We start from the raw sequence: 22,562 nt of genomic DNA, 5'->3' as shown, positions 1-22,562 counted from the left end.
TAAAATCAATTTTTAATGATTTTTCCTCACTATAGTAAGCTGCTGAACAATCGGCTCCTTCCATGGTCCAGAAATTTTATAACTGTAAGCACTAATCTTTTGCATGCTTTGATTAATAATTTTATTGGCAACCCAAGCTGCAAATCCGACTATAGGCCCTCCGGCAATAGTCGCCACTATAGGCAGGCTAGCAGTAATATGAGGAGAAATTCGTAAATTCACATCATACATTCTCCTGACTAAATCTAGCTCTCCCTTCATACTGGCATAGGCGACTGGACCATCAATATAACTATCTTGTGTACTCATAATGCCTTTTTTAACACTAAAATTGCCCTTAAAAATGTCAAAACTATATCCTTGATGAGAAAGATCACTAAAGTCTAGTTTTAATCGTCTTGGAATAGTTTGCAAACTCAAAACACTTAATAATTTACCTAAACCAAGTTTTTCTTCTGTTTCAGGACTAAGATGAGTGATTCGGCCATCCTTGAGTTGTAAGTACATTTCTCCATCTAAAGAAGCCAGAGAAAAATCATATATTGTACCATTCCAACCGCCCTGAAACTCTAAATCACCTTTCTGTGCATATACCGCTGGGGTGATATGCCAGCGCTCAAGACTCTTTGCCAAATCTTTTAGGTGAAGTTTTAGTACTGTTTTAGTGAGATTACTTTTTCCTTTCTGATTCCACTCTCCCTCTACGTTAAACTGATAAACAGGAGACTCAATCCGGCAATAATCTATTACCCATCGTGCAGGTGTAGAACGACTTTTTAAAGTCATATCACCTATTTGTATGTCTCCTATAGACAAATTATCAATACGTAAATTGAGATTTGGTATTTGTCCTGGGCTTACTTTTGTTGTTAATTCATTGTCCTCTATTGAATTATCAATTTTGGCCAAATGTAAACGTCTAATAAAACCACTAAGAGTATCTGTACTCTTATTATAGGTTAAATCAGCCGCAATATTTTTCTGCTCTATATTGAAAGACCACTCTTTATTAGCAAGAAGTTTCCCTTTGATTGCGAGCTGGTTAAATTGTTGTTTTAAAAAAGTTAATTTACGTAAGGTTACGTTGACTGCTCGTAATTTCTTTAATAATATGCCTTTGCTTTGTTCTGTTGAAAATCTATCAATAACTTTTTTCCATTCGCGCAAATCAAACCCGTCCAAAGAACCTACAATAGCAAGCCCTGGTTTATTTTGATTTAATGCTTGTGCACTACCGAGCCGTAATTGGCCTGATTGGAGCTCAAAAACTCCCTTATTATCCTGAAGTATCAAATCAGCACTCAGTCTACTGTTATAGTTAGCCCTTAAGCGAAATGCATTCTTGCTACTAAAATCCAAGCTCACGTCTAAAGGAGCTGATGCATCTCGAGTTTTTCCCAGAGGAGCTGGCAAGTTAACCACTAAACCTTTTAAAGAACTCTGTAGGCTCATGCTGTTCAAATCTTTAGGATCATCAGATAATTTAAAAAGAGCATTGATAGAAAACATCCCTTTAAGTACTGATAAAATAGGCAGATCAAATCGACTTTTTAAGGATTCAATGGTGCATTCACCATCAACTGCTATAGTAGTTACAGGCTGAGGTTTTTGAACGGATTGTATTTTTATATTTAATGGATAACCAAATGCGGTTGCTGCCAAAGTACTATGAGTTACCCCATGCTCATCAAAAGATAAATTACCCGAAACATCTTCTAGAGGAAATTTCTTCAGTTCATGTTTTACGATAATCGTATTATCTTTAAAAGTCAGAATACCCTTGGCTAAATTATCGTCATTTTCTGGATATAAAGGAATTTCTAACCGTAGATTTAATGCAAGCAACCCTTGTATAGACAGCATTTTTAAAGCATTTAATTTATCTCTCAAAGGCGACACCAGAACATAATTCAGCATTTTTTGTGCGGAACCATGCATTACCCCGTGAATTAACAAACTCTCTTTATCGTGTCCTATATCGTCAATACGTAGACTCATTTGTTTCACAGGAACACCTTGGAAATCAGCATTGACTATATCTACATCAAAATTGCGATTTCTCACTCTAATGTAACCTTCTATGTCCTTAATTAGAGGCCATTTGGAGTTAATGTATATATCTGCGCCACTGGCATGACTAGTTATGGAAAACTCACCATTTTTATTATCAAAGGGAAAATCTTGGGCCAAGCCATCGATAACCATTTTACCGCTAATTGTCTCTATCCGCTTCACGTCCTCTTTTAACCAGTTATACAACTTGATTTTCATGTGCTCTTTGGGAAGGAGAGGTACCAATTGTTGTAAATTTTTTGCTGAGAACTCAGTAATTAAATGAACATGGCCTACAGATTGAGCAGTTACCTGATCCATAGTCCCTTGGGTACTAATCGTTAATTCTGGCTTACTTAATACAAACCGTTCGATACTAACCCGTAAACCATTACTTAATTCTTTCCAGTCAAATGAGCCATTAAGCAAAGTAAGATTCTGGGCGGGATACCCTTTTAAAGCAACAGAGGTATTTTCTGAGTCTAGTTCCAATCGCCCCTCTTCCGGTTGCCAATTTAAAACACCAGACAAATTATCTATTTGAGGAATACTATCACGCGCATTCCATCCTAATTGATCAAAGCGAGTCAAAATATAACTTGGTTGACTCTCTTTAATGAACAGTTGGGTATCACTTAAAACACCATGAGGTTTGAGTTGTGCTATGTTTTGAATCAATGCTGGCCAACTCATTGTTTGCGCCAATAAAGACTCTATGATTATCGATTTTACAAAGAGTTGATAAGCATGTTGTGTTTTATCAAACTTAATTGACAATTGATTTTCAGGCCAAGAAACTCCCCCCGCCCTTAATTTAATATGATCTGCCAGCAACGACCATCCATTATTATCAGGCTTCCAAGATAAATTGGCATAAAGATTCTGAATAACTTGACTGTTTTTATTATGAAGTAAACGCCAAGCTAGGCGCTTAAATTTTACCTGAGCTTGAACTGAAGACACAGCCCCTTTGTTTAAATCAACCCATAACGAGATACTTCCTTTCCCTCCCTCTATTCGCTCTGCAGTTTTAGGAAAAACGCTTTGCCATTGAGCAGGAATTACATCTTTCGCTGAAAAATAAAATTTTCCTTGAGTGTTATTAAGTCGATAAGGATCAAAACTGAGATGGCCTAATAATTGAAAATAAGTGCTATTTGTTTGTTCAAGTTTTGCATCTCCCCGTATTTTATAATTTCCACTTTTATTCACCACGGATATATTCAGAGCACTCACTGGGATCAAACCACCGTCACCAAAATGAAAGAATACAGAAACATGCTTGATCACTAATCGCTCTTGTTGCGACAACCACACAAGAAGCTGCTGTGTTTTTTCCGGAGTCATATCACTGTCTTTTATGGTATTGGTAGAAATTCCATCAATACTCCAATGATTGTCTTTTTCTCTTATTGTTAAATGCAGATCATCAATATAAAGAATACCTGGCTGGATTCGCCAACTCCAAAGTGATTTAAATAAGTTAATCCCTATAAGAAGCTTATCCACATGAAGTGATTGCTTTGCTCCCTCGTTAAGGGTTATTTGCTGTAATTTGAGCACTGGTTGAAACCAATACCATCCTGTCTCCATAGTCTGGATAGTAACCGGTTGCCCCAGAATTTGAGATAAATGGAACTCTACCTCACCTTTATATTGTTTTGCCCAAGGTGTTAGCGAGCGAAATATACTGGAAAAAACAGCCAAACTAATAATGATAATGGCTGTTGTTACCCAGACTTTTTTTAAGATACTATTCACCTTCACCAAGATTTTTCGATTGCTCATTCATATTTTTACTATACCATTGCTTTTGCGCATACTCATCAATTTCTTTCTGTTCCATACGCTGTAATTTAATTTGCTCGCTTTTTATAACTCGTTCTATCAACTTAGCAACCCCCTCTTCGGAGGCTTTTGCTTGATTATAATTGATTTCAGCTTTAGATCGAGCTTTAGCAAGTTGCGCTAAATGACCATTTAATTGAACTAAAGCGGTATCCAAATGATTAATAAAATCAATGCGGTTACGTAAACGTCCAACCATGCTTCCTTGATTGCCTAAAGCTTCCAATTGCTTTAAATAATCCTGTCTGTAACCAACCAATTGCTCATGCCGTAATTTATTTTGATTAAATTGCTCTTTTGTCTTCATTAACTCCATATAAGCCTGTTGCGTTATATCCTGTTTCATTTGCAGCAATTGTCTTAGTCTATCTAATCGTTGACTCATCCATTAGCTCCCATAAAAGTAGAGACTAACTGAGATAATTGCTTTATGCTGTCTTCATGATTCACTTGTTCATTCATTCCTTGTACGAGATATTCTCTAATTTTATCTTTAGCTAATATCGCTTTATCTAAAGCAGGGTCGCTTCCTCTAGCATAAGCGCCTAATAAAATTAAATCTTTACTTTTTTCATAAAGCGATAAATATTTTTTAAATGACAACATCGCTTTTATCTGCGATTCTGGCACTATAGATTGCATCACGCGACTGATTGACGCCTCTATATCAATTGCCGGAAATTGGCCTTCTTCCGCAAGAGATCGGCTTAAAACAATATGGCCATCTAAAATGGCACGTGCAGCATCCGCTATTGGATCTTGTAGATCGTCTCCCTCTGTCAAAACAGTATAAAATGCGGTAATAGAGCCACTACCAGGTTTTCCATTACCCGCCCTTTCAACTAATTTGGGAAGCTTGGCAAACACAGAGGGCGGATAACCTTTAGTAGCAGGAGCCTCGCCAATAGACAAAGCAATTTCTCGTTGCGCCTGGGCAAAACGAGTCAATGAATCCATTAACAACAGGACATGCTTCCCCTGATCACGGAAATATTCTGCAATGCTGGTGGCAACTTTTGCACCATGCAAACGCATTAAAGGACTCTCATCAGCAGGAGCAGCAACAATGACTGCGCGCTTTAGCCCCTCCTCTCCCAAATTATTTTCTATAAATTCTTTTACTTCACGTCCTCGCTCACCAATTAAACCAACGACAACCACGTCAGCTGCAGTGAAACGCGTCATCATACCAAGCAAAACAGACTTACCAACTCCACTACCCGCAAATAATCCTATACGCTGACCGCGGCCGATGGTTAATAAGCCATTTATAGCCCTTACTCCAACATCTAAATAGGTATCGATCGCAGCACGTTTTAAAGGATTAATTGTTGATGCTATAAGTGGATAAGATTCTACCAACTCTATCGTTGGCCCTTCATCGATAATAGCTCCAGAGCCATTAACTACCCGCCCCAATAATTGTGGACCGACGCCAACTTGAGCCACTCGTCCTGTTGGAACAATTAACATTCCAGGGGCAATGCCTTGAATACTATTTAGAGACATCAGGTAAACACTATCATTGCTAAAGCCAACCACTTCCGCTTCAATAGAATGGAATTCATTGATATCAACGAAACAACGTGCACCTACAGGTTGATTAAATCCTTTTGCTTCTAAGGTAAGGCCAATGGCTCTGCTTATTTTGCCACAGTGCAATAGTCCATAATGACAATTTTCTCTAACTTCACTCAAAACTTGATAAAGATGTGACTTATAAACACTCATTACTTTTACTTCCCTGGTTGCTGAGGTGTTATAAGAACATCTTTATTAATGTATTTAGCAAACAAGGTAGCAAATCGAGTCTGCATTCGTCCATCTAACTCAGTGTTTTCGGCCTTTAAATAAAAATCTCCCCTACTTAACGAAGGATCTGCGACTAAAGCTTGATGTAAGCCTGGCACTTCTTTTTCATCAAATTGGGTTTTAATCCAGTCCATATCAGCAGGATGCATGGCAAATACTTTGTTGCCTTGTAATGAAGGTAACTCACCCTTAATTTCATTAATTAATGAACATAATTTATCAGGATGGACTGATAATTCAACTCCAATACAGTGTTGACATAATCCAACTATGGTCTGAATCATTTCTTGAGTAAGTTCCTCATCAATGAGTTGCACTGGTTTTAGCATCAGCCCAATCCATTTCATCAACTCGGTTTTTTGAGCATTAATTTCTGCTTGTCCTTGTAGTAATCCCTCAGCATAACCTTGCTCACGCGCTTCTTGTCGTAACCTTTCACGTTCTTTAAGCAATTCTTCTTCGAGATTAATTTCGGGTTCAGGCTCTTCCTCCTTAGTAGTTTGGTATTGCCAAACACTAAACTCGCTTTTTTTCACTTCTTTATTGTAAGGTTCAAATTCATGTGACATTTTGTTTCCATTACCCTCTGTAGCTATTATCCCTACCAGCCTTTAAATCATTTCATCTCCGCCCTTGGCCCCTAAGGCTATCTTACCTTCTTCAGCAAGACTTCTGGCAATAGCTAAAATATCTCTTTGAGCACGCTCTACGTCACTCACTTTAACTGGTCCTTGCACCTCTATATCATCCCGCAGTAAATCGGCTGCTCTTTTAGACATATTGGCAAATATTTTTTCTTTTGTTGTTTCTGTTGTACCTTTTAAAGCAAGCTTAAGTTGTTCAGAGGTTACATCACGCAATAAAGTCTGGACGCTTCTATCATCCATATCAGTGATGTTCTCAAACACAAACATTTTATCGCGAATTTTATCGCTAAGCTCTTCATCCCAATCTTTAATTTTATCCAGAACCTCTTCTTCCATTGCGCCATCAAGAAAGTTAATGACATCTGCAACGCTCTTAATGCCCCCAACTGAAGCCGTTTTACCAACTTGTTGCCCACTGAGTTGTTTTTCAATAACTAGCCCTAACTGCGTAATAGCTTCTGGTTTTACAGTATCTATGTTACACATTCGTAATAATACTTCGGCTCGTTTTTCGGCACCAAAATAACTCACCACCTCGGCCGCTTGTTCGCTATCCAGATGAATTAATATAGTTGCTATAATCTGAGGGTGCTCATTACGGATTACATCGGCAATGAGGCGACCATCCAACCATTTTAAACGATTAAGTCCGCTGTCTTTATCCGAAACCAAGATCCTATCGATAAAGGGTATGGCTTTTTCTTCCCCTAGAGCCTCTATAAGTATGGTACGTAGATAGTGTTCCGTATCAACTGTTAAACTAGTTTGATCATCAATTGCACTGATAAAATCGACCAATACGGTCTGCATTTTGACCTTGCTCACAGAACTTAAGGTCGACATAGCCATACCTACTTTCTGTACTTGTCTCGGCTCTAGGTGTTTCAATACCTCAGCAGCGTTTTTTTCACCCATGCTCAATAGCAAAATGGCTGCGCGTTCTATTCCGTCCATTTTATCCTCGATCAACCCATGTTTTAACTACTTGCGCTACCCTTTTAGGTTCTTTATCAACTACTTGACGCAATAGACTTAATTGAGACTCGTAATCGTGAACATCTTTAAGAGATATCGTTGTCCCATCATAAGTTAATTCTTTTGGTGACTGTTCTTCATCAGCTAGCTCTTCCTCTTTATCAGAGGCGAGACTTTTCAGCATTGGTCTTAATACACCAAATATTATCGCCAGGACAAATAAAGCACCGCCAACCTGCTTAATTATTGACCAAAAACTATCTTTTTGCCAGAAACGCTCCTCCGGTAAAGCTTGTATAGGATCTGGTTTGACAAAGCTGCTATTAATCACATTTAAACTATCCCCTCGTTTTGCATCTAATCCTATAGCATCAGAAATCAAAAGCTTTAACTGATCAATTTCTTTGGCGGTGAGCGGTTTTACTTCTAACTTCTTCGTTTTTGGATCCATTACCGGTTTGTTATCAACGATTACAGCAACGGATAAGCGCTTAATGGTGCCCGGTTGATTTTTCGTATGACTTACAGTCTTGTCTAACTCAAAGTTCTTAGTGCTTTGAGTACGATAATCCTGGGCCTGACTTTGTTCAGAAGTAGATTGTTGAGTCGGTTGCGCATTTTTCTGTGCTGCATTCTTAGGTTGTAGATTTTTACTTACCAGATTGGGATTCGGCTGCGGGGTATTAGTTAAGGACCCAGGAACACCACTAGCATTATTTGTTGCATTACGTTTTTCCTCCATGGTCTGTTCACTACGCAAGGAAGGCAGTTCTGGATTAAACATTTCTTGGGTTTGCTCATAACTTGTGAAATCAATATCAGCAGAAACCTTCGCTCTTACTCGGCCATAACCTAAAATAGGTGTTAAAATATCCTGTATTTTTTGTGAGTATTGGCGCTCCAAAGTTTGTCTATAATCAAGAAAACGCTCCGTATCAGAAAATAAAGTTTGCCCCCCGCCCTCATTAAGTAACTGTCCATCCTGGTCAACCACAGTCACTCTACTGGCACTTAAATTGGGGATACTGGACGCCACTAAATTAATAATTGCCGCGATGGTCTGCTTTTTAAGCTCTAAACCAGAATACACATCAATAAATACTGAGGCACTGGGTGCTTGTGCATCCCTGACAAAGGCAGATTCTCTTGGAATGGCAAGATGAACACGAGCCGCTTTAATATCATTAAATTTACTGATAGTACGAGCTAACTCCAATTCCAACGCTTGTTTATAACGAGCATTCTCCATGAATTGGCTAGTATTGAAGGCATTATTGTTGGCAAATAGTTCTTCTGTACCACTCGACTCGCGCGGTAACCCTTCTGCCGCAAGTTTTAAACGCGCACTTTGCAAGCTATCACTAGGAACCATTAAAATGCCGCTATTCTTATCAATCTTAAACGCTATGCCATTACGCTCCAGCACCGCGATTATTTCCGTAGATTCACGTGGATTCATTTGGCTAAATAAGGGAGCGTAGCTGGGATCTCGAGACCATAATACGACGGCCAAGCCAATAGCAACACTTGCTGCCAGCCCAACCAACAAACCTACTTGTCGGGGTATCGATAAGCTTGCAAATTTTGCTGCTGCTGTTGAAGCATTATCAGCCAGTGACATCATCCACTCCTGTATTATGAACTTATACAAAACAAGCTATGCTCCTCAGCTAGCGTCGTTTCTCATAAGTCTTATATCTTATAATCCATCAATAGACTTCTTGCATAACCAATAGATTTATCATGGATGCAAGGCATAAGTGTTTCGATGAGAGGTCTATTATACCGGCATATTCATAATATCTTGATACGCTTGCACTAATTTATTTCTTACTCTTAGCGTAGCTTCAAATCCTAAATTAGATTTTTGTCCTGCGATCATCACTTCTCCCAAACTCACATTGGGATCGCCCATTTCAAAACGCGCTTTTAATGCATCGGAGGTTTGGGTCAGATCATTAACTTGATTTAATGTCTGCTGTAAAACAGAGCCAAAAGAGACCTGATTTTCTCCCGCCTCAACCTTGGAGCCTTCTGCCTGAGCAGACATAGTACGTATTTGATTGAGTAAATTTATTGTGTTAATTTCGCTCATATTATTATCCTTCTTACATCCTGCATCTACCTAAGATATTCTGTAATACCATGACTATAGTGATGGTTTTTAAACAACATATCCTTCCTCGCGCATTTTAGCTAATTTATATCTTAAGGTCCTTTCACTTACGCCTAACAAAGCAGCTACTTGTTGCCTATTTCCTTCATGTTCTTGTAAGGTCTTTTCTATCAATTCAAACTCGTGAATTTGTAAATTTTTACTGCCTGTTGCGGAAGCCGCTTCGGGAGCTATTGATGTCAGTGATAATTGTAAATGTTCTGCCTCAATAATTCCCTGATTTTGCAATACTAAAGCTCTTTGAACCACATTATCAAGCTCTCGAGCATTACCGGGCCAAGAGTAAGACAACATTAATTTCTGTGCGGCGGGACTGATTACCGGCACAATAGGTTGTTTATGCTGACAATGTTTACGAATTAAGTAGTTAACTAAAGGAATAATATCGCTTTTTCTCTCTCTTAGAGGATGCCACTGTAAGGGAAAAACATTCAATCTATAAAATAGATCCTCCCTGAAACGACCAGCCTGCACCTCATCTTTTAACTGTCTGTTTGTGGTAGCTAAAATACGAACATCCAGATTGATTATCTTATTAGAGCCAATCCGCTCCACTTCTTTTTCTTGTAGCACTCTCAATAATTTGGCTTGCAAACTCAAAGGCATCTCACTGACCTCATCTAAAAGCAAGGTTCCTCCTTGAGCCTGTTCAAATTTACCCGGTGTGGATTTATAAGCACCGGTAAAAGAGCCTTTTTCATAGCCAAATAAAGTTGCCTCTAACATTTGCTCAGGAATAGCCGCGCAATTAATGGCAATAAATGGTTGTTTTTTTCGTGGTGAATGATCATGAATAAAATGTGCCAAGACTTCCTTACCCGTCCCACTTTCACCACTAATCATAACCCCCACATCAGATTGAGCAACCTTTAGCGCCATAGTTAATAAAGCCTGGCTTTTGGGATCTTGGGCAATGGGATCATCGCTATGTTCAATTTCAACTTTAAGGTATTGATTGATTTTTTCAGTTAGAACCTGGGCACTAAATGGTTTTTGCAAATAATCTACAGCACCGTGCCGTATCGCCGTTACTGCATCTTCAACAGAACCATAGGCTGTCATTAAAATAACGGGTAAACCTGGACGTTTCTTTTGAATTTCACTTAATAGTTGATTACCATCTAACTTATCCATACGAATATCAGATAAAACTACAGCAGGATGGTGCAGATCAAGGAGAGCTAATGCCTCTTTGCCGTCTTTGGCAGTAATATAGGTATGGCCAGCAATAGTCATCGTTTCAGCCAGCGCTTCTCGTAATACTGGGTCGTCTTCAACAATTAAAACATGGCTCATAGGAGATCCCTTCTCTTTTGTAATTATCGTATGCCTTTATTTTCACCAGGTAAATAAATATTTATCTGTGTACCTAAGCCTTCAGCAGATTCTAACTGTACACTTCCACCATGTGCCTGAACTACAGCAAAAACGACGGCTAAACCTAAACCCGTGCCTTGAGCTTTGGTTGTATAAAATGGTGAAAATGCTTGCGCTTTTACCTCTTCAGACATACCTTTACCATTATCCTCTACTGATATTTGTATACCTGAATCATCTATAGATGCAAGAGTTAAATTGATTTCTGTTGCCTCAGATTGCAATGCATTAATGATGAGGTTTAAAACTGCTCCAATTAATGACTCCCCATGAATGGAGGATTCTCGTGTTTTAAGTAGATTATTCACTTTGAATTGAGCACAATAAGCGTCCACATAAGGATGAGCACGTTGTATTAACTCAGAACACCAAGCGTTCATATGAACATATTGCGGCTCTATAGATGTGCCCCTAGCAAATAACAACAAATCATGAATCTGTTGTTCAATGCTTGCATGACACTCTTGTAACCTTATAATCCAATTATGCATTCGTTCGTTTAAATCAGGAAGATTATTTAAATGTTCCGTGTACAAAATTGCAGAAGATAAAGGCGTTCTGATTTGATGAGCTAATTGTGCGGTCATAGTACCAATAGCAACCAAGCGCTTCTCATTTTCCTTTGCTCTTTCATAATCTCTGGTTGCTGTAATGTCCGCTAGAGTAATTAAAAGGCCTGGTAAGCTGTCTAAAGAAGAAATAGCCACATGGACACGACGACCATCCGCCAATGATACCTCATGCCCATCATCATCTCGTGGCACAAAAGCTCTTTGAATAACATCCAACCAAAGAGAGCTAATTAAACCATAGCCAAGCATAGCTTCTGCAGCAGGATTTAACCAAACAATACGGCCTCGAGCATTCAAGATTACCAAAGCATTAGGTAAGCTGGATAAAATATCCCATTCGGATAATTCTATCTGGGGTTTTACCGCACATGTTTGATAAGTGGAATAATGCATAAATACGTTTTTTTTTGCCTACATATATTGACTCTAACAAACTTTGAGTCAAATGAAAATGTGATTAAAATCAGTTGATTAAATTGAATAATAAATGTTCCTTTTGTTATTCTTCCATTACTGTATCAAATAAATATGTTTTTATGCTTTTAGGCTTAAGGCATCATGCCTCTCGAAGGAGGCACAGTACCACAATCAGGAACTCCTTCGCTGCGATCTGGATGACAAGATCGGGCAATTGGTTGCCCGGCCTACAGATTGACTGAAGCTCCCTTCTATTTCTTCGCTTCCTCATCCAACTTTCTTAAAAAAGCAAGCTTCTCTGCAATTTTTGTTTCTAAACCGCGTGACACGGGCTGATACCAGCCTGGGGTTGAAAGACCTTCGGGAAAATACTGTTCACCGGCTGAATAACCATAGGGTTCATCATGAGCGTAACGATACTCATGTCCATAACCTAGTTTTTTCATTAAATGGGTAGGAGCATTGCGCAGATGAATTGGCACCTCCCTTGATTTATCTTTTTTTACAAAATCCATGGCTTGATTAAATGCTTTGTAGCCCGCATTACTTTTGGCCGCGACGGCAAGATAAATTACCGCTTGGGCTAAGGCTAATTCTCCCTCTGGAGAGCCTAGTCGCTCATAAGTTACTGCCGCTTCATTTGCAATTTGCATTCCGCGTGGATCTGCTAATCCTATATCTTCCCAAGACATTCTAATAATACGCCGAGCTAAATAATGAGGATCTACGCCTCCATCCAACATACGGCATAACCAATAAAGGGCGGCATCAGGATCAGAACCGCGTACAGATTTGTGTAAAGCGGAAATTTGATCGTAAAAATGTTCCCCCCCTTTATCAAATCTCCTGGCATTGGGAGCTAATGCATTATTAACTAATTCTTTATTCACCTGAGTAGTTTTTAATGCGGAGCAGGCTGATTTAATCTGCTCTAATAAATTGAGTAATCGTCTGGCATCACCGTCAGCACAAGCAATAATGAGTTCTAAAGCTTCATCTTCAAATTGCAGCTCAGATAATGCCGTTGAATGGGCCCTTTGGAATAATTGTCTTAACTCTTCATCAGTTAAAGATTTTAAAACATAGACTTGAGCGCGAGATAATAATGCAGAATTCACTTCAAATGAAGGATTTTCAGTGGTAGCTCCAATGAAAGTAACAAGACCAGATTCAGTATAAGGCAACAAAGCATCTTGCTGTGCTTTATTAAAACGATGAATTTCATCGATAAATAATATAGTCTGTCGTCCATGAGCCAAATTATCCTGTGCGACATTCATGGCCGCACGTATATCTTTTACTCCGGAAAAAACGGCAGATAAGGCTATCCACTCACAATCAAAAGCATTAGCGGTTAATTTAGCAATAGTAGTTTTACCAACTCCCGGAGGCCCCCAAAGTATCATGGAATGCAGTTTACGACTGGCAAAGCTCAGTTGTAATGGCTTCCCTTCTCCTAACAAATGGCGTTGGCCTATCACCTCATTGAGATGTTTAGGCCTTAACAGTTCAGCTAAAGGAGAGTTTGGCTCTGTTTTAAATAAACTCATTGCTTGACTACATCTACTCCTTTAGGTGGCTTAAATTGAAATAGTTTAGCAGCCAACTTAGGATTAGACTTGATTTGACTTAATTTAACCAAAGTCACTTGCCCTAATTGATCATGCAACTCCAAGCCAGTTAATTCGTCCGCGGTAAATATTAATTTAATTCGTTGGAAATTTGCCTTAGCTGATTTTGATTTCAGATCAAAAGTAATTGTTTTCCCTTCACTTTTTTCAGCAACATCAAAATCTCTGGTTACGGTGTCATCATAGCCACTTAAAAATAAAGCAGCTGTCCCACCTAGACCTTTTTCTTGTTTTTTAACGGTAACTTGCTCTAAATCAACATCATAAACCCACATCTTTTGTCCATCGGCCACCACCAATTGCTCCATAGGTGACTTAGTTTGCCATCGAAAACGCCCCGGTCTTTCTAAAGCCATTGTTCCAGAGGAACGGGATATCTCTCTTTTTTTTGCTTTCACTACTTGATTAAAATCAGCCGTCATAGAACGAATAGCATTCAATTTCATTTGCAAAAGATCAGCAGGAGTCTGACTAAATACACCACCAGAAAATGCCAAAAGTAAACCCAAAAGTATTTTTTTCATCTTTATTCCTCAGTTACTGAATTCACTAAAACATCACGATAACCGCCTTCTAAAGGCCCAACAATACCAGTTCGTTCCATTTCTTCAACCATTCTTGCAGCACGGTTATAACCAATTTTTAAACGTCTTTGTACGGAAGAAATACTTGCTTTACGTGTTTGAATCACAAACTCCACGGCTTGGTCATAAAGAGGATCATCTTCTTCTGCAGTAGATTGGCCGTCTTCATCACCGCCCCCCTCAGAACCCTCACCAGGCATTCTCAAAATATCCTCTATATAATCTGGTTCACCTCTTGCTCGCCAATCATCGGCGATTCGATGCACCTCTTTATCATCAACAAATGCACCATGAACACGTAAAGGAGCTCCGCTACCTGGCGCCAAATACAACATATCACCGTGTCCAAGCAATTGCTCTGCTCCTTGCTGATCCAAAATGGTGCGTGAATCAATTTTTGACGATACTTGAAACGAAATCCGAGTCGGAATATTAGACTTAATAAGACCAGTTAATACATCAACAGAAGGTCTTTGTGTTGCCAGTATCAGATGGATTCCTGCTGCTCTAGCTTTTTGAGCGATACGAGCAATCAATTGCTCTACTTTCTTGCCCACGACCATCATCATGTCGGCAAGCTCATCAATCATGACGACAATGAAAGGCAATGTCTGTAATTCAGGAGGTGTCTCATCCATAGAATCTACTGGCTTCCACAAGGGATTTACTAAAGGCTCTCCATTAGCAATGGCTTCAGCCACCTTAGCATTATAGCCTGCTAAATTTCTTACTCCTAAAGACGCCATTAAGCGGTATCTTCGCTCCATTTCCTCTACACACCAACGCAAGGCACTAGCGGCTTCCTTCATATCAGTAACAACTGGCGTCAATAAATGAGGAATGCCATCATATACTGACAACTCGAGCATTTTAGGATCAACCATAATCAGACGAACCTGCTCAGGAGTTGCTTTAAAGAGGATACTGAGAATCATGGCATTAATACCTACTGATTTACCTGAGCCAGTAGTACCAGCAACCAATAAATGAGGCATTTTAGCCAAATCAACAATCATTGGATGACCGCTAATATCCACCCCCAAGGCCAGGGCTAAGGGAGAATGAGCTTGTTGATACACATCAGCGGATAAAACATCCGATAGACGAACAATCTGACGGGTGTTATTAGGTAACTCAAGTCCAACTACCGTTTTACCAGGAATCACTTCAACAACACGAACAGAGATAACCGACAGAGAACGAGCCAAATCCTTAGCTAGTGCGGTTAATTTGCTCACTTTAACTCCCGCTGCTAATTGCAGTTCGAAGCGAGTGACTACTGGTCCCGGATGAACAGCCACCACGTCAGCCTGAATACCGAAATCTAATAAATGTTGCTCTACTTCACGAGAAACATTCTCTAATTCCTGGTGAGAATAACCTCCCATTGGCTTACCTGGTTCTCCTTTATCCAATAAATTTAAGCCTGGTAAAACACCAGAAATAGCACCTGAAGTATTGATTTTAGGAGCGCGAATCTCTTTAAATTCTTTGGCTGGTTTAGCAGTTTCAATTTTTTCTTCACGTGGAGCAATTTCACGAGGTACAATTTCACTAGGTGCAATTAGAATAGGAGTTGCTTTTTCCTTATCCTTCTCTATTCCCTTCTCTTTTTCCTTGTCTTTGCCTAATTTAAATAGTCTTGGAGCTGATTTTTCAGGTTTTTCATCTGGCACTGCATCTGCAATAACTACTGGCGTTGTTTCACGAGATTTATAATGTTCTATTCCTGCATTACTTAAGCGCAAGATTTTTCTCGACGTAGCATAAACTGTATTAATAGACCATAAAGTATAAAAACCAACCAACTCAATAAATCTCACCCAAGATAAACCGGTGAGCCAAGTGATGCCCACTAAAAGCATGGCAAATAAAAGTAAGGTAGCCCCATGTATGTTAAGCATCTGATACCAACCACCACCTACAGCCTGTCCTATAATACCTCCAGCACTGTGAATTGAATCCAATGATTTGATTTGTGATTCCAAGCTTAATAAACCACATCCCCCTGCGGTCATCAGGATAAAGCCAACGCTCCGTAGCATGAGGACAGTCCTATCAATAGTTTTTACTGAGCGAAAATCGTTCAATACTGCCCATGCAATGTAAACAACAGCGATTGGCAATAAATAAGCAAAATAGCCAAATGTAAAATAGAGTGCATCAGCAAGATAAGCGCCTACCTGTCCTCCAGAATTAGCAATTGTCGCGCCACTATGTGAAGCATGAGACCAGCCTGGATCACTTAATTGATAGGTAAATAAAGATAAAAGCACAAATAATGCGCCCGCCAAAATGAGGATGAAACTACCCTCACTCAACCGTTTAATAATGAAATGCGGCATGGTTTTTTTGGGAGTGCCAGCCTGTTTTCCCGTCTGTTGTTTTGCCATAGGTATTTTAATATGTTCGTTTTTGTCATACTATTCGCCATCTTAACACAAAATATAAGGAAGGCAGAGACGATGAACACAAGCAATCACCACCGCCTCATTATACTTGGTTCCGGCCCTGCAGGTTACACCGCCGCGGTCTATGCCGCAAGAGCTGATCTTAATCCAGTTATAATTACTGGCATGCAACCCGGTGGTCAATTAACGACAACAACTGACGTGGATAACTGGCCAGGGGATATTGAAGGCTTACAAGGCCCTGCACTGATGGAGCGTATGCAAAAACACGCAGAGCGTTTTGATACTCAAATTATTTTTGATCATATTGTAAAAGTTAATCTGGAGCAAAAACCATTTGTACTCCAAGGAGATAGTATTACTTATACTTGTGATGCATTAATTATAGCTACCGGAGCTTCCGCGCGTTATTTAGGTTTAGAATCTGAATCAGCCTATCAAGGTAGAGGAGTTTCGGCCTGTGCTACTTGCGATGGCTTCTTTTACCGCAACAAGAATGTATGTGTTATTGGCGGCGGAAATACGGCCGTTGAAGAAGCACTGTACTTGTCTAATCTTGCAGCAACAGTCACTTTAATCCATAGACGAGATAGTTTACGTGCAGAGAAAATCCTGCAAGACAAACTTTTTGCAAAAGCCCAAAATGGCAACATTAGATTAATCTGGAACTCTACTCTTGAGGAAGTCTTAGGTGATGGTAAAAAAGTTACTGGTGCAACAATCCGTAATTTAATTGATGACTCTAAAGAAGATTTGAATGTAGACGGGGTATTTATTGCGATAGGACATAATCCAAATACAGAAATATTTAAAGAACAGCTAAACATGAGAGATGGTTATATCACTATCAAATCAGGTCTCGATGGCCAAGCCACAAGCACCTCTATTCCGGGTGTATTTGCCTGTGGCGATGTAGCAGATCATGTGTATAGACAAGCAGTGACTTCTGCTGGTTTTGGATGTATGGCCGCTCTTGATGCTGAAGAGTATCTCGATTCGATTAAATAGTTCCTGCTGACAGTTAGTTCCCGACTTCCCTACGTGCCGCGACTTGTTCGCGGCATCCTAAAGCAACCAGAAATAGAGCAATTGAAGCGAATCTTGATGCTACAGCTACACAAAGTAGTACCTTCCAGAGCGCGATTACTATCTATGATTCCATATCGATTGAACATAACATGAGTATTAAGTTCCAAAACAATCAACATGGACACTGGAATGCTCAAGTATCTGTTGACGATATAGTTTTAACTACAGGCTCATTAATATTCAATGCAGCAGGAATCCTCAGTAAACAAGAGGGCTTTCGTCATATTCAATGGCCAGCGGCCTATCAGCTTTTGATATTACTCGAAATGGTGAAATTAGTTTACTATACACTAATGGACAATCTAAGCTATTGAAAGACTACATCGCTGTAGCTTTGTTTACTAACCCAAGTTATTTGGAATTTGTCGCTGACCATTTATATAGTCCTACCGATAAATCTGGGCTGCCAATGATTCATCGTGTCAATAGCCAAAACATTATATTGAGATGAGTCCTTACTATTGGTGAGAGATGAACAGGTTATCCTTATTTTTTATAGTCTGGCTCGCTAATAAGTGGATCAAAAAAACGAAATTAGTCCATTTAAGTAGTCAGCATATCCTCTATTAGCTCTAACCACTAATCATTCATTGCCTTAGTGGCTTCTACCCAAAGGAAAAGCTTGATAGTAACTACTAATAGTAGTACTCCAAATAGGATTAGACATATCAGGCCAATTACTTCTATCAAAGCTAGGGGAATGTATTAGTTTTTCTTTATCAATGGTAAGACTCAAAGTATCTTTTAATGCATTGTAAGAAAAGGTAGACCAAGGCAAAGCAAATAATTTATCATCCATATCGGTCGATAAAACAACATAAGCAATTCGCCCCTCTACTTTATCTAGCATCAATGCTTCAATTTTGCCTAAATGTTCTCCTTGATGATTGTGGACCGCTGTTTTAATAATATCTTCGGTATTAATAATATATCGTCTCATGATTCGCTCCTATGAATAGAAATATTTTCTAAATTTATTTATGAATAAACCGTTTAATTATCATAGAAAATATAAAGGCAACCCTTGCCCATGAAAACTCAAACATTAATGCATCATTAAAAATAGTTTTTGAATCTAACTAGAATGTAACTTATTGAAAAATCCTTTTTAATTGATGTGTTTTAATTATAGACAATGCATGTATTTATTTCAAAACATTAGCGGCCCTTAAATTCCATGAGCATTGGAGTTCTGCCGCAGCACATTTCATTGAGGGGAGCCAGGCTGCGCGCTCTTCTTAATAATGAAACTGGATTGCTTGCTATACCTCGTAAATAATACCCTCAAAATTCCGTACTGATACACTGTCACTCCATTAATGCTTTCCAAGTCATAAATAATTCCTCGCAACTAGTTTTTGATGAAATTTCCGATAAACTAGAAGTAAGAGAGATCTCAAAATGAAAAAATGCTATACAGACCCTTGCCGCGGTTAAAATCAGTGATAATTATCTCAACTTGTATCTATGCAAGCCAATATAAACGTGTTAATTCGCTGGAAAGTTACTTTCGCCGTTTTCAAAGATATCGTATTTTGCCATCATTAATAAATGAGATACTCAAATAAAATTAAATGATACTAAGCCTGGCATCATGGACACCTTAAGTCAGGCTATAAAGAGCAGCATTGTTTATTCATTCATTGGCCAATAAATTAGTCATTCCCTAGCTATCAGCTATCAAGGAGAACAGATCATGACAGGGATATTAAGTAGCGTTAGCGCTATAGTTCTTGCGCAGCCCGGATCACAAATTGCGGAAGCGGTACTCGTTGTGGGGGCTGCAGCAGCGGTAGGAGGTTTTATCGTTGGAAAAGCAATTGTGCAAATTACCCATAAAGAATGGAAAGCCTATAAAGAAAAGCAGCATAAAGAAAAAATAGAGGCAGTCAACAAGATACATAAGCAAACGCTTTGTAACCTTACTATTTCCAACGGCACCCCGATTCCGGCATTACCACAAATTTTCCAATTTAAAGAAGATAATAAGACCGTCGAATCGTTACACTATAATCAAGACGAACTAGATGATATTGGCGTCGTACCTCCAGAGGCTCCTTTAGAACTTACTCCTTATTGGCAATATATTTTGGATGCTATATTAAAGCTCAAAGCCTATTATAATGACTTAGCGGATAAAGACGATATTACTGCTGGTGTTTTGTCCTATTTATTAAATATCCTCCAAAACAGATGTCTTAGTTTTGCTGGTTATGAATATGATATTACCTATCTACATGCTCTCATTAGCTTCGTTAATAACTATGCATCTATGGAAAATACTGAGCATAGCCAACATTTCAGTCGACTAATGGACGTATATACACCTCTAAAATATGCGGTTCAGGAACTAGAAAAACATAAAGAATCAATGTCATTCAAGGATATGGTGGAAGAGGCGCGTAATGCCTGTCTTGATACCAATAATCAGTTAATCCGGTTAATGGTCCGAATCATTATGCCTGAAAAATACGACCACTTGATTGATACCGTAACCCACACTGAATTAAAACAGGACATAATACGTAAAAAATATGTTGATAAAGAAAAATGGGGCATTATATTTAAGAGCAAACCAGAAATTGATTTACCCAACTCGATTTTTCATGATTGGATCATGGGATTGTCGCACTATTTCCTAGAAGCACAAAATCCTAGCGACATCATTAAGGGCCAGCCTATTATTCGCCCGAATGAGTTATTTGCATTCATTAATTGGGCTCGAGAGGTAAAGGCTCACCCCCTGCCGGAAAAAACTAATAACCCTCGTTATCAAGAAGAGAAAAAACAGTACGACAAGGATAGAAAAAAATTACATGAAACCTTAAACCTAATCTACAAAGTGTTCACCCATGCTCCTTGCTTTGTTAACAGTAAACTTAGTAGCTCTAAAAAGAAAGACGAGTTTGTTGTAGTCAAAGAAGAGAATGAGTTGCTCATCGCTGTAGAGTTCATTGCTCAATTTGGCCATTTAATTCATGGAATTATTTCTCTACAGGGTCTTTGCACCGAGCTATCTAAAAGTATCCAAGAATTAGGTCTAGATTTTTTTGATAATCAACAAAATTTTGACCGCATGCTCACGGCTTTCAACGAGCTCAAGGCTATTATTCAAGCCGATCTGAACAACATGGAAGAAAAAATGCTGGCAATCGATAAAGCGAACAAAAATGTCATGCGCATTGCTTATAAAATAGAATTGCAAAATCAAATGGAAAAAGCATTAAAAGCAGTAAGATCCAGGTTACTCTACCTTGCTGATAAGGTAACGCACTATAAAAATAAGTATCCCAAAACCCAAGAGGAATCCATTCAAGAAATACTTTCTGCCGCAGATTTTTTTTCTAGAATATATAAAGAATCCCCTTCATTACCAACAAAATCAACTACTGACTCTACCATTCCTCTGCCTGAGCAAAAAACTAATCAACAAATACCGGCTACGAATCCAGTCCATTATTCAACAGAGAATGCGGTAATGGAAGTTCCTACCCTGGAAGAAATGAAGACCAAATTAAATGAGATCAACAACGAACTGCTTGCGGAAGTTACTAAAATTAATGACAGTAGAGAGAAAGACCCGCAAGAACAAAAATATGAAACAATTTGTAATTCACTAAAGGATTTACAAATGAAATCCATAGAAATGTCAGAGGAAATTGAGAAGCAGGTACAGGCACAGAAAGAACCCGATCCTGATCGCGTTGATAAAGCACAAAAACTTTACAAATTTACCCTATCTATATATGAGTCAACGATCGCATTCCTGGCTCAGATACCTGAGGAGCGAGCCAAGCAGGTGGATAGCTTTATCGAAAAAATGCACAAGCAATTAAACAGTCGCGAAAATAATGCATTTATTGACCGACATTATAATGGATTTTCTAAATGGATTCAGGATAATTTTGGGTTCTTTCCTACCGCAACACGGAAAAAAATAACTGCTCTAGAGTATGCTTGTGAAAATTTGCGTCCCTAGCTATTGCAAATGATACCATCAACTTTATTTAAAATTTCCGGACAGTTTTTAGCCATGCTTCCAAGGAAAGCCCCCTCAGTTGCAAGAAAAAAGGGGCTTAACTCAGTCGTCATTAGAAGCACGGGGACATGATTATAGATCCATTGTTCCGAATCCAATTGATATTAATGGATCACAACATTGTGGATGGGATAATAAATAGCTTAGTGTACACTAGGGTCTGTTGACAATTCACCGCCCGCCTACGTGCCGCGGCTTGTCCGCGGCATCCAGTAGATGGTCGAATTAAAATATATGTTTTTGTTAATACATTAATTAATAAGAGCAAACTCATAATATACCGGTTCTGACGCCAAGTATAAAACGAGTTTGCAATGCATAGACTAATGCTCAAAGATGAGCTATGGTTCAAGCTGAGGGAGATCATGCTACAGCATGGAATTTATGACAAGCCTAATCTTCGTATAATAGTTGAGGCGATGTTGTATCGTATGCGTGAGGGCTGTCCTTGGCGAGACCTACCGACAGATTTGGGATGCTGGAATTCAATTTATCAACAATTTAATCGATGGTCATCTAAGAATAAATTAATGGATATTTTTAAAACGTTTGTACAAGGGCCGGATTTAGAATGGAGCTTTATTGATGGCAGTATTGTCAAAGCTCACCAACATAGTGCAGGTCTACCCCATAAAGAATAACAAGGCATTGGTATATCGGTTGCAGGGAATACAACAAAAATTCATATGGCGGTTGATGCTCACGGATTACCTATTGATTTTCAAATAACAGGTGGTGAAGTGCATGAGTTGTATATTGAAGCAGCTCGCCGTGAAAAACGTTTCAAAAATTGGCCAAGACAATGGAAGTTAAATCTAATCGAAAAGCTTAATCCCGAATGGCGTGATCTTTATGAAGAAATTGGCCAATGATTGAGATCTTCTGGATGCCGCGGACAAGCCGCGGCACGTAGGCGGGCGGTGAATTGTCAA

General features: G+C 39.0%; 16 protein-coding genes and 2 pseudogenes. 5 read left to right on the top strand and 13 right to left on the bottom strand.

From position 1 onward, the window contains the following. Nucleotides 1-12 precede the first annotated feature (12 nt). The 12 genes from LFA_RS04870 to LFA_RS04815 form a co-directional block, all read right to left on the bottom strand. Nucleotides 13-3,840: a YhdP family protein gene (locus LFA_RS04870; protein WP_045095177.1), complete on the bottom strand. Its 3,828-nt coding sequence runs from the start codon at nt 3,838-3,840 to the stop codon at nt 13-15. After that, nucleotides 3,806-4,285 (bottom strand): flagellar export protein FliJ, encoded by a 480-nt coding sequence (gene fliJ / locus LFA_RS04865; protein ID WP_045095176.1) that lies wholly within the window; start codon nt 4,283-4,285, stop codon nt 3,806-3,808. The genes LFA_RS04870 and fliJ overlap by 35 nt, the downstream gene beginning before the upstream one ends. Beyond that, nucleotides 4,282-5,631: a flagellar protein export ATPase FliI gene (gene fliI, locus LFA_RS04860; RefSeq protein ID WP_045095175.1), complete on the bottom strand. Its 1,350-nt coding sequence runs from the start codon at nt 5,629-5,631 to the stop codon at nt 4,282-4,284. Before fliI ends, fliJ begins: the two co-directional genes overlap by 4 nt. 5 nt (nt 5,632-5,636) lie before the next feature. Next, nucleotides 5,637-6,281 carry a flagellar assembly protein FliH gene (locus LFA_RS04855; protein WP_045095174.1) on the bottom strand — a complete coding sequence of 215 codons (645 nt, stop codon included), beginning with the start codon at nt 6,279-6,281 and terminating at the stop codon, nt 5,637-5,639. Nucleotides 6,282-6,323: 42 nt separating this feature from the next. Beyond that, nucleotides 6,324-7,313: a flagellar motor switch protein FliG gene (gene fliG / locus LFA_RS04850; protein ID WP_045095173.1), complete on the bottom strand. Its 990-nt coding sequence runs from the start codon at nt 7,311-7,313 to the stop codon at nt 6,324-6,326. 1 nt (nt 7,314) lies between these two features. Further along, nucleotides 7,315-8,955 (bottom strand): flagellar basal-body MS-ring/collar protein FliF, encoded by a 1,641-nt coding sequence (gene fliF / locus LFA_RS04845; protein WP_045095172.1) that lies wholly within the window; start codon nt 8,953-8,955, stop codon nt 7,315-7,317. 159 nt (nt 8,956-9,114) lie between these two features. After that, a complete protein-coding gene (gene fliE, locus LFA_RS04840) occupies nt 9,115-9,429 on the bottom strand; it encodes a flagellar hook-basal body complex protein FliE (RefSeq protein ID WP_045095171.1) in 315 nt (104 codons plus the stop codon). Nucleotides 9,430-9,498: 69 nt separating this feature from the next. Next, nucleotides 9,499-10,806 carry a sigma-54-dependent transcriptional regulator gene (locus tag LFA_RS04835; protein WP_045095170.1) on the bottom strand — a complete coding sequence of 436 codons (1,308 nt, stop codon included), beginning with the start codon at nt 10,804-10,806 and terminating at the stop codon, nt 9,499-9,501. 23 nt (nt 10,807-10,829) lie between these two features. Further along, on the bottom strand, nt 10,830-11,852 hold the full coding sequence (locus LFA_RS04830) for a sensor histidine kinase (protein ID WP_045095169.1): 1,023 nt from the start codon (nt 11,850-11,852) through the stop codon (nt 10,830-10,832). A 275-nt stretch (nt 11,853-12,127) separates the two neighbouring features. Next, on the bottom strand, nt 12,128-13,426 hold the full coding sequence (locus LFA_RS04825) for a replication-associated recombination protein A (RefSeq protein ID WP_045095168.1): 1,299 nt from the start codon (nt 13,424-13,426) through the stop codon (nt 12,128-12,130). Further along, nucleotides 13,423-14,031 (bottom strand): outer membrane lipoprotein chaperone LolA, encoded by a 609-nt coding sequence (gene lolA / locus LFA_RS04820; protein ID WP_045095167.1) that lies wholly within the window; start codon nt 14,029-14,031, stop codon nt 13,423-13,425. Before lolA ends, LFA_RS04825 begins: the two co-directional genes overlap by 4 nt. A 2-nt stretch (nt 14,032-14,033) precedes the next feature. Next, entirely contained in the window at nt 14,034-16,484 is a 2,451-nt protein-coding gene (locus LFA_RS04815; RefSeq protein ID WP_045095166.1) for a DNA translocase FtsK, read from the bottom strand. Between the two features lie 72 nt (nt 16,485-16,556). Between LFA_RS04815 and trxB the strand changes: the two genes are divergently transcribed. Both trxB and LFA_RS04805 read left to right on the top strand, forming a co-directional pair. Then, nucleotides 16,557-17,510 (top strand): thioredoxin-disulfide reductase, encoded by a 954-nt coding sequence (gene trxB, locus LFA_RS04810; protein WP_045095165.1) that lies wholly within the window; start codon nt 16,557-16,559, stop codon nt 17,508-17,510. 80 nt (nt 17,511-17,590) lie between these two features. Further along, nucleotides 17,591-17,905, top strand: coding sequence for a flagellar basal body FlgE domain-containing protein (locus tag LFA_RS04805; protein ID WP_084602116.1), 315 nt, complete (start codon nt 17,591-17,593; stop codon nt 17,903-17,905). 281 nt (nt 17,906-18,186) lie between these two features. Here LFA_RS04805 and LFA_RS04800 read toward each other — a convergent pair whose 3' ends face one another. Continuing rightward, nucleotides 18,187-18,531: a PRC-barrel domain-containing protein gene (locus LFA_RS04800; protein ID WP_045095163.1), complete on the bottom strand. Its 345-nt coding sequence runs from the start codon at nt 18,529-18,531 to the stop codon at nt 18,187-18,189. 756 nt (nt 18,532-19,287) lie between these two features. Between LFA_RS04800 and LFA_RS04795 the strand changes: the two genes are divergently transcribed. From LFA_RS04795 to LFA_RS20035, 3 genes and pseudogenes are all read left to right on the top strand, one after another. Further along, nucleotides 19,288-21,570: a hypothetical protein gene (locus LFA_RS04795; RefSeq protein ID WP_045095162.1), complete on the top strand. Its 2,283-nt coding sequence runs from the start codon at nt 19,288-19,290 to the stop codon at nt 21,568-21,570. Between the two features lie 374 nt (nt 21,571-21,944). Next, nucleotides 21,945-22,379 (top strand): annotated as a pseudogene (locus LFA_RS04790) (IS5 family transposase); the annotation flags it as partial. Continuing rightward, a pseudogene (locus tag LFA_RS20035) lies at nt 22,368-22,502 on the top strand (GIY-YIG nuclease family protein); the annotation flags it as partial. The pseudogenes LFA_RS04790 and LFA_RS20035, both read left to right, overlap by 12 nt. Nucleotides 22,503-22,562 lie beyond the last annotated feature (60 nt).

The organism is Legionella fallonii LLAP-10, from assembly GCF_000953135.1.
Taxonomy (GTDB): domain Bacteria; phylum Pseudomonadota; class Gammaproteobacteria; order Legionellales; family Legionellaceae; genus Legionella; species Legionella fallonii.
This window is presented reverse-complemented; position numbering and strand designations above follow the sequence as displayed.